Below are 15,025 nucleotides of genomic sequence, written 5' to 3' on the forward strand. Positions count from 1 at the left end.
TATCCCCAATTCCAATACGCGCCAATGCTCTCAACCGCCAACGTCTCCATCCAATTCGGCGCCAAGCCGCTGTTCGAGCAGGTCTCAGTCAAGTTCACTGACGGCAACCGCTATGGCTTGATCGGCGCGAACGGCAGCGGCAAGTCCACGTTCATGAAAATCCTCGGCCGCGAGCTGGAGCCGAGCTCCGGCGAAGTGATGCTGGTGAACGGACTGCGCCTGGGTAAGCTGCGTCAGGATCAATTCGCCTACGAAGACGAGCGCGTGCTCGACGTGGTCATGCAGGGCCACCAGGAAATGTGGCAAGCGATGGTCGAGCGCGATCGCATCTATGCGAATGCCGATGCGACGGACGCGGATTACATGCGCGCCGCGGAGCTCGAAGCGAAATATGCGGAATACGGCGGCTATGACGCCGAGGCGCGCGCCGCCAGCATTTTGAAAGACGCCGGCATCGATCCCTCGTATCACAACGGTCCGATGCGCGAAGTCGCGCCGGGCTGGAAGCTGCGTGTGCTGCTTGCACAGGCGCTGTTCTCACGGCCCGACGTGTTGTTGCTCGACGAGCCGACCAACAACCTGGACATCCATTCCATCGGCTGGCTGGAAAGCGTGCTCAATCAGTACGACGCCACCATGATCATCATCAGCCACGATCGTCACTTCCTGAATCAGGTGTGCACGCACATGGCCGACCTCGACTACGGCCAGCTGAAAATCTGGCCTGGCAACTACGACGACTTCATGCTCGCCTCCGTGCAGGCGCGCGAGCGGGTGGAGGCAGCGAATGCCAAGGCGAAGGAGCGCATCTCCGATCTGCAGGAATTCGTGCGTCGCTTCTCGGCGAACGCCTCCAAGGCGCGCCAGGCGACGTCCCGTCAGCGTCAGATCGAAAAGATCAAGATCGAAGAGGTGAGGCCGTCCTCGCGCCAGAATCCCTACATTCGTTTCGAGCAGGAGAAGAAGCTGTATCGAAACGCGGTCACGGTGGAGGAGTTGAGCTTCACCTATCCCGGCGCGCAGACGCCGGTGCTCGACAACGTGAATTTCAACGTCGAGGCGGGTGAGCGCATCGCAATCATCGGCCAGAACGGCGTCGGCAAGACCACGTTGATGCGCCTGCTGGCCGGCGAGTTGCAGCCGAACAAAGGCTCGATCACCTGGGTCGAGAGCGCCAAGGTCGGTTACATGCCGCAGGATCCGCAGGCGGAGTTTGCCCACAAAGTGGATCTGTTCACGTGGATGTCGGAGTGGCGCGGCAAGAGCGACGACGATCAGATCGTGCGCGCCACGCTGGGTCGTTTGCTGTTCTCCGGCGAGGAGACGCGCAAGTCGGTGAAGGTGCTGTCCGGCGGTGAGAAGGGTCGCATGATTTACGGCAAGCTGATGCTGCAGCGGCCGAACGTTCTGCTGCTCGACGAGCCCACCAACCACATGGACATGGAAACCATCGAGTCGCTGCAGATCGGCGTGGAGAAATATCCCGGCACGGTGATCTTCGTCTCGCACGACCGCGAGTTCGTCGGCGGCGTCGCCAACCGCATCATCGAGGTGCGGCCGGGCGGTCAGCTGGCCGATTTCAAGGGCACCTACGACGAGTATCTGCGCTCGCAGGGTCTCGCCGCCTGATCCTGACCCGTGGCGGCGCCAGGCCCGTGGGTCGGGCGCCGCCTACCGTAGATTCATCTAAAATATTCGTCATGCGGGCCTGCGGACGTGTATAGTGCCTACGGCTCGTAACCTTTCTCTTTATCTTTTTTGGTCCGCGGCGATTTCCTCATCCATGCCTTCGCCGGCGCCATTCTGGCGCGACCAACTCAACCTAAACCGAATCGTTGCCGAGAACCATGGTGGGTCGTGCGTTGTGCACAGCCCGTATTGCGGCCTGTTTAGGCGTTCCTGCTTTGGATGGGTGGGAGCGCGTTGAGTGTCGGCTCGATGCCGGCGGGTTCGCGTCTTGTTGGAGTATTGAATGAGTAAGATCTACGTGGGCAATCTGCCCTTTTCCGCCGATGAAAACGCCGTGCGCGACCTGTTCGCGCAGCATGGCACCGTTGAATCCGTTGCCCTGATCATGGACCGCGAAACCGGCCGTCCTCGCGGCTTCGGCTTCGTCGAAATGCCCCGGGCCGATGCGGCTCGCGCCATTCAGAACCTGAACGGCCATGACATGGGCGGCCGTCCGCTCAAGGTCAACGAGGCGCAGGACAAGCCCCGCGGCGGTGGCGGCGGTGGCGGCGGCGGTCCGCGTCGCTGGTGATCTAATGGCCCCGCGACGCGTTAGCGTCGCGGGGCCGTTCCCTGCTTATGAGGAGCTACGATGAAACTGACCGGCGCCACTGAAACGTGGCTCGAGGTGCCCTTCGTACGTCGCTCCGTGACACCCACCGCTGCGCCTGAAGGCGGCGAGGGTCTCTGGCACCAGTATGTGATCACCCAGGGTGACAACGAAATTACCGGCTTGCGCGCCGGCACGCTGACCGAAGTCACTCGGCACGTGGATGAGTTGACCGAACGGCTCAATGAGCGCCGGGTCGGCAAGCAAAAGCACAAATAACCCGTACCTTGCCGCCATCGCAGGCGCGCGACTACAGTCGCGGCATGCATGCGATGGAAACGCTCAAATACCTGCTGATTCCGCTGCGCGGCGCGTCGCTCATCCTGATCGTGCTGTTCAGCTTCCTGTTGCTGCTGTCCGCCCGGGGCGGGCTGATGGGGCTGCCGCTCGCCCTGATCGTGGTCTCGTGGTTCTTCAAATACGGCTTCGCTCTGTTGGATAAGGTCGCCGACGGCCTGAACGAGCCGCCCGTGCTGTCTTATGAGATGGTGAATCCAGCGAACGAATCCCGACCGCTGGGATTGCTGGCCATCGTCGGCCTGTTCTATTTGCTCACTGGCATGTTGCAGCCGGCGCTCGGGGCCGACGCGGTCGGCGTGCTACGTGCGATCGGGCTGTTGCTGGTGCCGGCGATCGTCATGACCCAGGTCCTGGACGGCTTCTTCGAGTCGCTCAATCCGCTCAAGCTGCTGCAAATCATCGTTCGCGTCCCCGGCAGCTATCTGTTGATTCTCGCGTTGCTCGCCGGTGCGTGGTGGCTCGCGACGGCGCTGGTTACCTGGCTGCCAATGGCGGAGCTCCCGTTCGCTGTTTCCATTCCGATGCCCGACATGGTGCGGGTCATGATCCTGATGTTCGCGTGGCTGGCGTCGTTTGCGATGATCGGCGGTGTTCTATATGTGCGCCGCGCCGAGCTGGGGTTCGAGCCGTCGCACTCACCCGAGCGAGCAGCGGCGAAAGAAGATCGCGAGCGTCAACGTGAGATCGATCGCCTCATCGATCACATCTTCGCCGAGTGGCGGGGCGGTGCGTACGGCAATGCGTGGCGTACCATTGAAAGACACTTGAGCAGCAGCCCGCGGCCTGGCGAGCTACTGCAGGCTTTGTTTCAAAGCGCATCGCAGTGGCCCGACCAGCGCTTGGCTCATCGGCTGGCGCAGGAGCTGATCCCGCATTTGTTGGCCGCCCGCCGGACCGGCGATGCTTTGAATATCGCAAGAACGCAATTGAAGGCGGATGTGAAGTTCAAGCCGCTGAAAGGCGAGGACACGATCAAGCTGATCGAGCTCGCCCGGGACGCCGGCGATCGTCGCATCGCTCGTCTGTTGCTGGCTGGCTTCGATGAGCGATACGAAGACGACGTTACGCGTCGCATCGCCGGCCAGTTGGCCCAGCAGCTGAAACGTTGAGTGTCGATGGCCGATTCAGCTCGCATCAACGTATATGTGCAGCCTCGGGCGAGTAAGACCGTCGTCGCGGGGATGCACGATGGTTGCGTGAAAATCAGATTGGCGGCGCCACCGGTGGATGGCGCCGCCAACGCGGCGTTGGTCGAGTTCGTCGCGGAGCAGGTCAGCGTTGCTAAATCTCGCGTCCGCATTACTGCTGGGCTCACCAGTCGGCGTAAGACCGTCGAGGTGGATGGGGTCACCTCCGAGGAACTTGCTGGCGCCTTATCACTTTCTTGATTGGGGAGCGATTTGAGCTACCGGAACATCGTTGCCGTTCTCGCGACACTCATCGTCGGCGCCTGCGCCGACATCCCGAAGCGAACCAGCGACCAGGAAGATCTCGCTCGTTATTTGCAATACGCGGGTGAACCGGTCACCTCGATCAGCTATCTCGGTCGATACGACGGCTGGCGTGCGCTGGGACGCGACAACCTGGTTATCTTCACGGGGCCGACCGAGGCGTATCTCCTCACCGTCGCGGGGCCGTGCAACGACCTGCCTTTTGCAAATCGCGTCGCTATCAAATCCCGAGGCTCGACGCTGAGTCGAGGCGATTCGGTGATCGTCGGCCGCGGACAACGCTGCTTGATCTCGGAGATTCGACCGATCGACTATCGCAAGATGAAGCAAGATACTCGCTAGGCGAGCGAGTGAAGAGGGGCAGCTATGTCGCTTGATTTCGAGGGAAGCTACATCGATCAATCGGCGCTTGTCGTCATGCACTACCAGGCCGATGTTTTTAACATCCTGTTCGGCGAGCAACCGTCGCCCCTGCTGGACGAGTGCAATGACTTGATCCGGCGCTGGCGTGTCACTGGCCGGCCGGTGTTGTTTCCTAATTTCTTCCTGGGCGAAAATTACGAGCACGCCTCGCAGCACAATCGCCTGATCTCATCGATCGTGCCAAGCGGCTACTTCCGTAACTCGCAGCCGATGACAGGGCTCGCGATCGAGCCGCACGATGTCTTCTATAAATGTCCGCGCGCCAGCGTGTTCTATGGGAACTCGTTGGATGCCGACCTTCGCGCCCGCGGCATCCGCACCCTCGTCATGGCCGGAATCAGCACCACTGGCGTCGTTCTTTCGAGCATCACGTGGGCGAGCGATGCTGACTATGACGTACGTTTGGTTCGCGACTGCTGCTACGACCCGGATCACGCTGCGCACGAAGCGCTGTTTCGTACTGGATTCGGTGGGCGCGTGCAGGTGGTGTGAAACATTTATGACATGGAGTGGTTGTAAAAAGGGGGTAGGCCGAACGAAATTCCCCTAGCCCCTACCATGACTTGCCACCGCACCTGCCGGTGCGAACCATGTACTCTATCCGTCAACCCTGCTGACGGAGACTCGCGATGACTAAATCGATTGTGGCCGCGATCGTTCTGCTTGCTGCCAGCGGTTCCGTGTTTGCTGCTGACAACGGCATCTACTTGGGTGGGTCGGTCGGTCAAGCCAATCTCAAGGTGGACAATCTCGCCGGATTGAGTGCAGCCGATTTCGATGGGGATGACACGGCGTTCAAGGTGATCGCGGGATTTCGGCCGCTCGATTGGTTTGCGGTGGAAGCATCGTACGTCGACTTTGGAAACCCTGACGCCACCGTCCTCGGGGAGCGCTTCGAAGCGGAAGCCGACGGCGTCTCCGCTTTCGCCGTCGGTTTCTTCGCTCTTGGTCCGGTGGATATCTTCGGAAAGCTCGGCGGCATCAACTGGGATTCGAACTTCAGCGGCGGGCTCGAGAGTGACGGTACGGACTTCGCCTACGGCGTCGGCGCGCAGCTCCGCTTCTTGAGTCTCAGCGTCCGTGCCGAGTATGAAGGGTTCGATCTGAGCGACGTCGACGATCTCAATATGATTTCGATCGGGCTGACGTACACGTTCTTGTAACGACTAATGTCGCCCGGGCTCGAAGAGCTCGATCGGATTGCCGTCAGGATCGAGTAGCTGGATCTGCCGGCCACCAGGTCCTGCTTCCATCTCGTTGCGAAAGCGCGCGTCGCTTTTCTTGAGATCCTCGATAATGTCGGTCAAGTTTGTCACGCGCAGCACTATCCGGTTCCAGCCCCCCGGTTCCTGAACACGTCCATCCGGCATCGGGCGCGACCCCGACGCCCCCGGGCCGCTCAAGAGAAGGTGTAGGCTGCCGAGCGAAACATTGGCAAACGCCGGCAGCTGCTGGCGCTCCACCTTGAAACCAAGCAGCTCGACGTAGAATTTGACCGACCGGCCGACATCAGTGACTTGATATCGAACGCCGTGAAAATCGCTTGGAGTCAGCATGGCGATCTCCCAAGTGAGAGTTGGTTGCGGTGGACCTTGCCATAGTATTCGCCGTTTCGGCAATGCCGATCCGACGGCTGGCCGTCTCATAAGAGAACAGCGAACGACATGAAGTCAGCAAGCAGTTATGAAATGCATGCGCTTGATTTTCTCGATGCGCGAGACAAGTCGACAATCGGCGCTGATGTCGTTGCTCGTTGGGCCAGGGAACTGCCGGTCGGCGCCGACGTCATCGAAATCGCTTGTGGTGGCGGATATCCCGTTAGTCGAGTGTTAGTGGACAGCGGCGTCAATCTTTGGGCCATCGATGCGTCTCCTACGCTGCTCGAGCAATTCCGTTTGCGATTTCCCAACGTTCCAACTCGATGCTCGCTGGCCCTGGAAAGTGATTACTTCGGGAAGGAGTTCGGTGCAGCCGTAGCCATCGGGCTGCTCTTCCTCCTGGAAGAAGCCGGCCAGTTGGCCTTCCTGCGCCGCGTGTCTGAGATTCTGTTGCCTGGCGGTCGCTTCCTGTTCACTGCGCCGATCCAAACAGGAGTGTGGCGGGACACTTGCACTGGCCAAGAATGTCGCTCGCTAGGTAGAGTGAGGTATGTCCAAACCCTGGAGGACGCTGGGTTTTGCCTCATCGGCACCCATGTCGATGAAGGCCAGAATAACTACTATGACGTGCAGAAGATCAGCGGTTCTGGAGAAGCTCGGCATAGCAAGCCGACACCCGACCGCGCGCCGAAAATGCGCGTACCAAGCTAACGTCGCGCAAGGCATGACGAAAGCAAGGACGTTTAGACAAACGAGGACGAACCCGAATGACCGCACGGCTGGCGCGTCTGAATCTAGGCATCGTTTTCAAGGCGCTCATTTCAGGAATGGTTCTCCTGGGAGTCTGGGCGCTGTTCATCAATATTTCCTGGTTCGACGAGCCACTCCATCCTGAGCTGGTCTCAATGAGGGAGCTTCGGTCGGTTTCCATGGAAGGGAACGCCTATGTACTGGCGCTCGGCTTTGCAGCGGCGCAAGAGCGGAGTCCGCAGCTCGTTGGGCGGAAGATCCTAGAAGTCCTTCGAGTGAAACACGAGCGCGGGCAAAGCATCGCGCTCACTGCGCAGGAGTCAGAGGCTATTCTTGGTGGATCAAAACTCGACGAGGATTGGCAGGAGGAGCTCAAGAGTCTGACGTGTAATGCTCGTAGATACCTGAACTGTGCGGAACAACTCATCGCAGAGATGGCGCGCGCCGATGTAACGACGCCCAGATTGAGCGCCTTGTTCGAGCGCTACAGTTTGCTGCTTGAGCAGCCTCGTTTCGAGGAGAGCCAGGAGCGCGACGTGTTTTCCCCCATGCCTCCATACCAAGCATTGACGGCTATCGGACGGCTGCGCCTGGCGAAGAGCTACGAGAGGGAATCCATCCCAGAGTTTCTCAGTAAAGCGGGCCAGGATTTTAAGTTCTGGCTCAGGGCGCTACGAGAGGGCGAAACGCTTGCGACAAAGATGGTGTCCCTCGCAGGTATTCAAAACGATCTCGACTTTCTTTCAACGCTGATGCGACATCGCGAATTGACAGAAAGTGACCATCGCCAGATCCAGGCGTTCCTGCGCCCCCTGACCCGAGAAGAAAGCAACATCGCAGAGGCGTTGATTTCGGAGGCTCGAATCGCGTTGCTAAGCGGAGAGCCTCCAATCCTCATGCGCGCTTCCTGGCTGATGAAACTGATGTCGCAGGAAAACGCCACATCGAACGAAGACTACATGGTAAATGTCGTCCCGATGCTGCATCGTGCGTCGTTGAGTGCCGAGGAGTACTACCGCCAGAAAGCATACGAACCGCTGATGTATCAGCTGCGGCTGTTTCCTGCGCCGCTCTACAATTTGGGTGGCAGGCTCGCGCTGAGTGAGGGGCGCGACGCGGCGCAGTTTCCAGCTCGCGTGCACGACCAGAATGGTCGAATCTTGCTGGTGTTGCTCCAGTCGGAAATTGAACGTCGTCCGGCGTCAACTGAGGTGAGCCAAGTCATCAATGCCTCCGAGTACCGTGATCCGTACACGGGCAAGCCGATGACATACGACGTTAAAGCGCAGACGATAGGATTCAAGTGCGTGCACACCATCTTCCATCCTCCGGATCCTCCGGATGTCTGCGCGTTTCCGATCGGCCCCATCGAGAAGCCCTAAGCTCTGTTGACAGCTCGGGGCGCGAACGCGATTCCGCGCTGGGGAGTTTGGTTTCTCATCAAGGCCGCTCGGCATCGCCGAGCAGTTGCTCACGTTCGGCCTGCAAGCGGCGTCGGAGGTATTCGTCGCGGCTCAGGCCGTTCGGGATGGTCTGGAGCGACAGGGTCTCGGCGACGATCTGGCTCTCCCGAACCTTGTACAGTTCAAACATCGGATCGGGCTGCGCAGTTGCCTGTGCGTTGCGTTGGCGGGTATCTGCCTCGTAACGTTGCTTGAGTGCGTGTAGCTGCGTTACTTGTTGTTGTTCATCGGCAACCGTGGCTCGAATCAGTCCTGCGCGAAGCAGGAACGTTTCGCCCGCGGACAAGCCTCCAGCCTGTTCGATGCGAGAGAGCTCCTGTGAGATATAAGATGCTCGCTGACGGGCCTGCTCGGGGGACAAGGCTGGGACTTGCGCGAAAAATTCTCGGGCCTGCTCATTGAATCTTGCGCGTTCGTGAACATCGACAGGACGGGTATTCTCGCTCGGGTGTGCTGTCGCGTCCGCACGAGCAGGTGCAGGCGAAGGGGAGGAATCATCCCGGTGCTCCTTCCCTTCACCGGGGATCCCGCGCGCGTCGGTCGGCTTCGTTCGCTCCGCTGTTGGCATTCCCAAATGCAGTGCCCATCCAAGGGCCACCGCGGCCAGCGCAAGGGCAATCAGCATTGTCCATCGAGCTTGCATCGACTCGCCTATAAAAGCGACTCGATCAGTTGATAAATCAGGTTGGGTGGCTTGGCTCGGTCGGCCTGATCGCTGGCTTCGGACGCGTCCAGTACGGCGCCGCCGCCGTCCAGCACGCTGTCGATGAAGTTGCGCAGTTCCAGCGAGCGCTCTTGAATGTCGCCGTTCTCGAAATCGACGATGGTCGTGCAGTGGCTTTCGTTCAGGGCGCGGAATTGCGGAAAGTAGCCGCCGAAACTCGGCAGCGTTTGCAATGTTTGTCGCAGACGTTCGGTATCCGTGCCCCACTTGGCGTGGATCAGCGCCTCTTTGGCAGCCTGGCTCGGCGCGTTGACGATTTCCGGGAAGAAGCGCTCGTACGAGTACGACGAATAATTCAGGTCCTGCCAGAAATGCGTGTGGCCGAGGCGATCGTTAGGCGCCTTCGCGGCCAGCGCCGCATAAATGGTGCCGAAATTGTTGCTATCGAACCCGGGCAGCACCGATGCCAGATACGGCATCGGCCCCTGATCCAATCCCCACGCGGAGCGAATCTGAGTGTGTAACGGCACCGACGGATACTGAGCGGGATTGCCGCCGACAGGTGCGGAGAACGCAGGGCCGGAGTCGTTGATCAGATACCCGTAAGTCGGAGCCATATCGCGCCGGACCGTCGCGTAGCTATTGAGGCTGCCGATGCCGCCGGCGCTGCAGCCCGTCGATAACATCTGCGTCGGCCGGGGCAATCGATTTTTCAACCACGCGAGGACGGCGCGGGTATTGCGGGCTCCATTGTGGTGCCACACCAGCGGAGTGTTCTGCCCGGTGGGATCGTTGTAGACCGCAACTCTGTCGCCGCTATAAACATCTCCAGTGCAGTAAGGAACATAGATCATGTTCCAGTTCTGGGTTTTGACCGACGACCACGGGTGCGCGCGCACGACAAAGGGACTGACCAGGCTGCTCGCAGGGCTGAGCAAACTCATATAGTCGTCTGGAATGCCATTCGGATTGCGAGCGCCACGGATGCCGGTCTGGCCGCTGCAACTTGCATAGTCCCAGCACGCCCCACCGCCTTCCATGTAAATGATGGTGTTCCGGGTGTTGGGCACGCGGTTCACGAAAAATTTATATTGCGAGCCGTTGCCGCACACCGCGCCGGTCGAGGGCGCGAGTTTGACTGTCTGCCATTGATAGTAGGCGCCGGGACTGAAGCCGTCGCTGAATCCGGAAGGATTCGACAACAGTGGATAAGGCCCTTGCATCTGGGCCGGTGTCACCGGGTTGTCGGCGGGCGGAGGGGAGACCAGATTCAAGATCGTCTGCAGGGCGCTGTAATCGCCTGCTTCAGCATGCGCCGGCTGCGTCGCGCCCACGGTGCAGGCGATTAGAACCGGCAAAAAGAACATCGCGCGCGCAGTGGAGAAAACGAGTCCTGCCATGACCTTCTCCTTGAAAGTCTGTCCGCGACTTTGCGGCAATCTCGTGCGTGGGCACTGCCGTGTGGCCCGAAGTCATGCTGCTCCACTATTCAGATCATTGTCAACAAATGCACCGCGAGCGATAGCTGGCATTCCATTCAGATCATCCTTCTCACCAGCCATTCCCCCAACGTGCCGACCAGCGACATCACCAAGGCCCCACCGAGCGCCCACCGGAACCCATCGATCTTCAGGTGATCCGTCAGCTTGTCCACGATCACGAGCAGGATCGCATTGATAATCCAGCGCGTGATGAACGCGAGCAGCCACGCGAGACCTAACGTCGCGACGGTGAAGATCGCGAACAGCAGCCAGCCCAGCAGAAAGTTGAGCACGCCGAAGATGGCGGCGACGAGCACGGCGCTCTTGGGGCCTTTGATATGGAAACCGGGCAGGACAGCCGCCGTCAACCAGACTGCCAGGGAGAGGATCAGCCAGGAGAGGATCAGTCTCATGTTTCAGGCTCCATTCGATGGGTCGGCGTCGGAGTCTACGCCGGCCGACGGTGCGGTGCAGGCCATGGACGTCCTGGGCGGCAAAGGGGGCCGGCCAATAGCAGTGGCGCGGCCCCAGCAAAAATATGATCGCACACCGTTCCGCGACCAATACGGCTTCTGGGCTGATTTCGTTCACCCGACCGCTATGGCGGAAGGCGCGTTCGTCGACTAGTTCGCGGTGGCCGCGTCGCTGACCGGCAGTAGTTCCAAGCTGCCGCCCTCGTTGTCGAGCAGCACGAGTGTCTTCACATCGCCATTGTCGACGTGAAAGCGGCTCGGTCCCATCACCAGCGTCGACGTGCCGGCAAAATAAAAGAAAACGTCGTAGTCCCCGGCCTTGAGGGTGAACTGGCTGGAAGGGTTCTGATAGGCCAGCGCGGAGGCAGTGGGCACGGTGTCGTCGTCCTCGAAGTCCACCGTCTCGCCGGGCAAGCGCAGATACAAATCCAGCAGCTCGGCATCTTCGAGGCTGCCTGCGCCGTGCAGGAATCGAAAGCTCGCTTGTGTCGGCACGCTGCGGGCGTCGGCGGAAAGCACCACAGCGTCCACAACAGATGCCGGGCCCATCGCGTACGCGGTGTAGTGCCCGCCCGCGGCTGCGGCGAACTCTTCGAAGAAAACATACGGTGAGCTGACGCCTGCCGGCACGGCGATCAAGCCGTTTTCGCCCTGGTCGATCGGCAGATAGTCCGTCGACTGTCGAAAGCCCACGTTCTGTGCCAGCGGATCGGCCAGCCCCGAGCCGACAGTCACATCGAGCGGCGGCGTATCGTGTGAGATGTGAACGAACTTGAGTCCTGCGCCGTCGCGATAGTCACGCGCCTCGCCGCTGCCGACGACCAGCAGTTTGGTCGCCGTCGATGTGGGGCCGTTGGTATCGGCGATCGCCATCATGATCCGATTCTGCTCGGAGAATGTCAGCGACTCGGAGCGATACAGAACATCGCTGGTGCCGGCGGCCAAGAGCTCGACCAGCACGTCGGCGGTCAGCGTCGAATCGTCATCCAGATCGTCGTCGTCGCGCACCAAAGACAGCTCGAGCGGCGACGTAGTCTCGGTGAGGGACAAAGTATCGACGTAGTACCTCGATGCGATTCCAGCCTTCACCGCCGTCACATACACGTCCACTGCCGGCGTATCCGGCGACGCGTGCGTGAACTGCAGGACGAGTTTGTCGTCATCGACATCCTCGCGTTGATCCAGCCCTTCGATCATGTAGGTGTGGACGTCTTCCATGCGTCCATAGGCCACGACCGTGTACTCCGTGCCAGCGAGGAAGGTATACGCGGACGCACCGCTGACCGGGGTCTCGGACTCGTCGTCGTCATCATCGTCGTCCAAATCCGCGGGCAAGAGCGCGCTGAAGCTGAGCGTGTGCTGACCGGGATGCCCGGCGGAGAAACTGGTGGCGCCGCCATAGGCGGCGCTTGCCAGCGTCGTGTCGTCGATATCGATTTGCAGCGTGGGGGAGTTCTCGACCAGGTTCAGGCTGCGCAGGTGAAATGTGGTCTCGTCTTCGTTGAGCGAGCCGTTGCTGCACGCCGTGAGCAGGCCCACCAAAGTGATGGCGCCGCCAGCCCTGATCCATGCGCGCATCGCGTGCTCCTTAGAATGCATTGCCGATCGAGAACTGGAAGCCTTCGAGCTCATCGCCATAATTCAACTCCGTGCTCCTGCGGAAGGTGAGGGGCACTGCATAACTGAAGCGGAACAGGCCGAGCGGCGCGAGCCACTCCACGCCGACGCCGACCGAGGTGCGAAAGTGGTTCCAGTCGAAGTCGTACTCGATCGGGAAGCCGCCCTTATCGGTGAACTTCGTGTCGCCGAGATAGGCGACCTGACCGAAGTCATAGAACAAACTGAGGCGCGCGCTGTTCTTGAATTTCTCGGGCATGGGCAAGATGGCTTCGATCTGCCCGGTGATCGAGAAATCGCCGCCGTAAGGATTGCCCAGCGAGTCGCGCGGGCCGAGATACGATTCTTTGAAGCCGCGCACCGTGCCCGGGCCGCCGACGAAGAAGTTTCTTTGCGGCGGCAAGGCAGTCGTGTCGCCAAACGCCGTGCCGTAGCTGACGCGTGAGCCGATGCTCAGCGGCATCCAGCTCAAATAGGGCAGCTGGACGAATTGCTTGAAGTTGTAACTTGCGACGTAGTACTCGATGTCGCTGCCCGGCGGAGTCGCGCTCAACGAGAGCTGATGACTCGCGCCGCGGGTCGGGAAGATCAGCCGGTCGCGGCTGTCGTAACCCCAGCCGAGATTGAGCTCGAAGACCTGGTACTGGGTGCCGAGAATTTCGTAGACGCCCGACTCCTTCTCATACGGCGAGCCGTTGGCCTGTACCCAGTCCTGGAACTGCTGCGAGCTGTAGACCGTCGTCGCGAGCTCGGCGGACTGCCAGCTACTGCCCAGGCGCAGCGATTGGTATTCGCTGAGCGGAAAGGAGAAGTCCATGCCCGTCAGCCAGGTCTCGGTGGAAAAGTCCGAGGAGGCGGAGGTGAGCTGCTTGACCTTGCGATAGGAAAGATTCGTGGTGCGACCGATGCCGTCGAGCGTCACGAACGGATTGGTGTGCGAGAGATCGTAGGCCTTGGTGTAACTACCGGAGTTCAGCTCGAGTGCGACGCGTTCGCCGGTGCCGAGAAAGTTGGAGTGGACGATGTTGCCGTTGAGGATGAACGACTGCGATTCCGAGTAGCCGATGCCGCCGCCGAACTGGCCCGGCAAACCTTCCTCGATCTTGAAATCCACGTCGACGAGGTCCGGCGTGCCGGGCACGGGCGTGGTCTCGACGTCGACTTTTTGAATGAAGGGCAGGCGTTGGATGCGCTGTTTCGAGCGCTCGACCGCGGCGTTCGAAAGATAGGAGCCTTCGAGCTGGCGCATCTCGCGACGGAACACCACATCGTTCACGCTCGTGGCGCCGTTGAAGTTGATTCGACGCACATACACGCGATGGCCGGGATCGACGACCAGCGCGAGCGACAGCTGTCTGGTGTCCGGGTCGATCTGAGGCACGGCATCCACTTTGGCAAGAGCGTAACCATCGAGGCCGAGTCGCAAGGTCATGGCTTCGGTGGACTGCGTCACTCGCCGCAATGAATACAAGTCGCCGGCCTGAATCATGACCAGCCGGCGCAGCTCCGATTCTGGAACGACCATCTCGCCGCTGAGCCGCACCTGCGAGATGCGATAGACCTCGCCTTCGTGCACGTTGAGCGTGACGTAGATTTCGTCCTTCTCCGGACCGATCGCCACTTGCGACGACGTGACGGCGAAATCGGCATAGCCGCGATCCATGTAATGGGAGCGCAGCTTCTCGATGTCGCCGGCGAGCGCTTCCTTCGCGTATCGATCGTCCTGCTTGTACCAGGACAGCCAGTTCGGCGTGCTCAGCTCGAACGGCTCGAGCAGTTCCTCGTCCGTGAAGGCGTGATTGCCGGTGATGTTGATCTGCTGGATGCGCGCGCGCTTGCCTTCGGTGATGTTGATCGCGACCTTGACCTTGTTGCCCGGCACTTCGTCGGCGCGCGCGTCGACTTTCACTGCATATTTGCCGCGAGAGAAGTACTGCTCGGTGAGGTACTGGCGCACTTCATCGAGCACGGACTGATCGAACGTCTTGCCCGAGGACAGGCCGACATTGCGCAGCGAGCGCTCCAGGTCCTCGGTCTTGATGTCCTTGTTGCCCTTGACCTCGAAGCTCTCGATGGTGGGGCGTTCGAGCACCGCGACGATCAATACGCCGCCGTCGCGCCGCAGCTCCACGTCCTTGAAGAAGCCTGTGCCGTAGAGCGCCCGGATTCCTTCGGCCAGTCGTCGGCCATCGATCGAGTCGCCGATGTTGATGGGCAGGTAGTTGAAGACCGTGCCTTCGCTGATTCGCTGCAACCCCTCGATGCGAATCTCGCCGACGACGAATTGAGCGCTGGTTGATGCGCTACTTATGCCTTGCGCGCGTAGCTTTCCCGAGCCGAGTGGATTTACCAGTAAGGCACATGCGAACAGGCAGGCAGCGAGCGGTCGCGACATTCGCTGCTGGATGCGCGACCGGTGCAAAGGGTCGCAGCATCATCGGAGCGACGTTTGCCTATCGGTGTTGTT

At 60.4% G+C, this 15,025-nt stretch carries 17 protein-coding genes; 11 read left to right on the forward strand and 6 right to left on the reverse strand.

The features are described from left to right. Window positions 1-24: 24 nt before the first annotated feature. The 8 genes from EK373_RS09855 (at window position 25) to EK373_RS09890 (ending at window position 5,675) form a co-directional block, all read left to right on the forward strand. Window positions 25-1,629 (forward strand): ABC-F family ATPase, encoded by a 1,605-nt coding sequence (locus EK373_RS09855; protein WP_129642495.1) that lies wholly within the window; start codon window positions 25-27, stop codon window positions 1,627-1,629. A gap of 343 nt (window positions 1,630-1,972) precedes the next feature. Further along, window positions 1,973-2,260, forward strand: a complete 288-nt coding sequence (locus EK373_RS09860) for an RNA recognition motif domain-containing protein (protein WP_129642496.1) — start codon at window positions 1,973-1,975, stop codon at window positions 2,258-2,260. Window positions 2,261-2,320: 60 nt separating this feature from the next. After that, window positions 2,321-2,557, forward strand: a complete 237-nt coding sequence (locus EK373_RS09865; RefSeq protein WP_129642497.1) for a hypothetical protein — start codon at window positions 2,321-2,323, stop codon at window positions 2,555-2,557. A gap of 53 nt (window positions 2,558-2,610) precedes the next feature. After that, window positions 2,611-3,747 carry a hypothetical protein gene (locus EK373_RS09870; protein WP_129642498.1) on the forward strand — a complete coding sequence of 379 codons (1,137 nt, stop codon included), beginning with the start codon at window positions 2,611-2,613 and terminating at the stop codon, window positions 3,745-3,747. Window positions 3,748-3,753: 6 nt separating this feature from the next. Further along, window positions 3,754-4,026: a DUF167 domain-containing protein gene (locus EK373_RS09875; protein ID WP_129642499.1), complete on the forward strand. Its 273-nt coding sequence runs from the start codon at window positions 3,754-3,756 to the stop codon at window positions 4,024-4,026. Between the two features lie 12 nt (window positions 4,027-4,038). Beyond that, entirely contained in the window at window positions 4,039-4,431 is a 393-nt protein-coding gene (locus tag EK373_RS09880; RefSeq protein ID WP_129642500.1) for a DUF6491 family protein, read from the forward strand. 24 nt (window positions 4,432-4,455) lie between these two features. Beyond that, window positions 4,456-5,004, forward strand: a complete 549-nt coding sequence (locus tag EK373_RS09885; RefSeq protein ID WP_232831058.1) for a cysteine hydrolase family protein — start codon at window positions 4,456-4,458, stop codon at window positions 5,002-5,004. Window positions 5,005-5,141: 137 nt separating this feature from the next. Then, the gene (locus EK373_RS09890) at window positions 5,142-5,675 is read left to right on the forward strand and encodes an outer membrane beta-barrel protein (RefSeq protein ID WP_129642501.1); all 534 of its coding nucleotides are present in this window, start codon (window positions 5,142-5,144) and stop codon (window positions 5,673-5,675) included. 3 nt (window positions 5,676-5,678) lie between these two features. Here the strand turns inward: EK373_RS09890 and EK373_RS09895 are convergent, their stop codons facing one another. Further along, window positions 5,679-6,068 (reverse strand): VOC family protein, encoded by a 390-nt coding sequence (locus tag EK373_RS09895; RefSeq protein WP_129642502.1) that lies wholly within the window; start codon window positions 6,066-6,068, stop codon window positions 5,679-5,681. A gap of 108 nt (window positions 6,069-6,176) precedes the next feature. On the opposite strand from EK373_RS09895, the gene EK373_RS09900 reads away from it, so the two are divergent. Both EK373_RS09900 and EK373_RS09905 read left to right on the forward strand, forming a co-directional pair. Beyond that, window positions 6,177-6,821 (forward strand): class I SAM-dependent methyltransferase, encoded by a 645-nt coding sequence (locus tag EK373_RS09900; RefSeq protein WP_129642503.1) that lies wholly within the window; start codon window positions 6,177-6,179, stop codon window positions 6,819-6,821. Between the two features lie 56 nt (window positions 6,822-6,877). Beyond that, window positions 6,878-8,242: a hypothetical protein gene (locus EK373_RS09905; RefSeq protein ID WP_129642504.1), complete on the forward strand. Its 1,365-nt coding sequence runs from the start codon at window positions 6,878-6,880 to the stop codon at window positions 8,240-8,242. Between the two features lie 58 nt (window positions 8,243-8,300). Here EK373_RS09905 and EK373_RS33020 read toward each other — a convergent pair whose 3' ends face one another. From EK373_RS33020 to EK373_RS09920, 3 genes are all read right to left on the reverse strand, one after another. Next, on the reverse strand, window positions 8,301-8,684 hold the full coding sequence (locus tag EK373_RS33020) for a hypothetical protein (protein ID WP_232831059.1): 384 nt from the start codon (window positions 8,682-8,684) through the stop codon (window positions 8,301-8,303). Window positions 8,685-8,974: 290 nt separating this feature from the next. Then, window positions 8,975-10,354: a pectin acetylesterase-family hydrolase gene (locus tag EK373_RS09915; protein WP_129643550.1), complete on the reverse strand. Its 1,380-nt coding sequence runs from the start codon at window positions 10,352-10,354 to the stop codon at window positions 8,975-8,977. Between the two features lie 170 nt (window positions 10,355-10,524). Further along, complete coding sequence (locus EK373_RS09920) at window positions 10,525-10,881, reverse strand: phage holin family protein (protein ID WP_129642506.1); 357 nt, start codon at window positions 10,879-10,881, stop codon at window positions 10,525-10,527. Between EK373_RS09920 and EK373_RS09925 the strand changes: the two genes are divergently transcribed. Continuing rightward, window positions 10,880-11,095 carry a hypothetical protein gene (locus EK373_RS09925; protein ID WP_129642507.1) on the forward strand — a complete coding sequence of 72 codons (216 nt, stop codon included), beginning with the start codon at window positions 10,880-10,882 and terminating at the stop codon, window positions 11,093-11,095. The genes EK373_RS09920 and EK373_RS09925 overlap by 2 nt on opposite strands. On the opposite strand, the gene EK373_RS09930 is transcribed toward EK373_RS09925, so the two are convergent. After that, window positions 11,092-12,519 carry a DUF4397 domain-containing protein gene (locus tag EK373_RS09930; protein WP_198683192.1) on the reverse strand — a complete coding sequence of 476 codons (1,428 nt, stop codon included), beginning with the start codon at window positions 12,517-12,519 and terminating at the stop codon, window positions 11,092-11,094. The two genes, EK373_RS09925 and EK373_RS09930, sit on opposite strands and share 4 nt — an antisense overlap. A gap of 10 nt (window positions 12,520-12,529) precedes the next feature. Further along, window positions 12,530-14,953, reverse strand: a complete 2,424-nt coding sequence (bamA, locus tag EK373_RS09935) for an outer membrane protein assembly factor BamA (protein WP_129642509.1) — start codon at window positions 14,951-14,953, stop codon at window positions 12,530-12,532. Window positions 14,954-15,025: the final 72 nt, after the last annotated feature.

The sequence above is a fragment of the Peristeroidobacter agariperforans genome (genome assembly GCF_004138335.1).
Taxonomy (GTDB): Bacteria; Pseudomonadota; Gammaproteobacteria; order Steroidobacterales; family Steroidobacteraceae; genus Steroidobacter; species Steroidobacter agariperforans.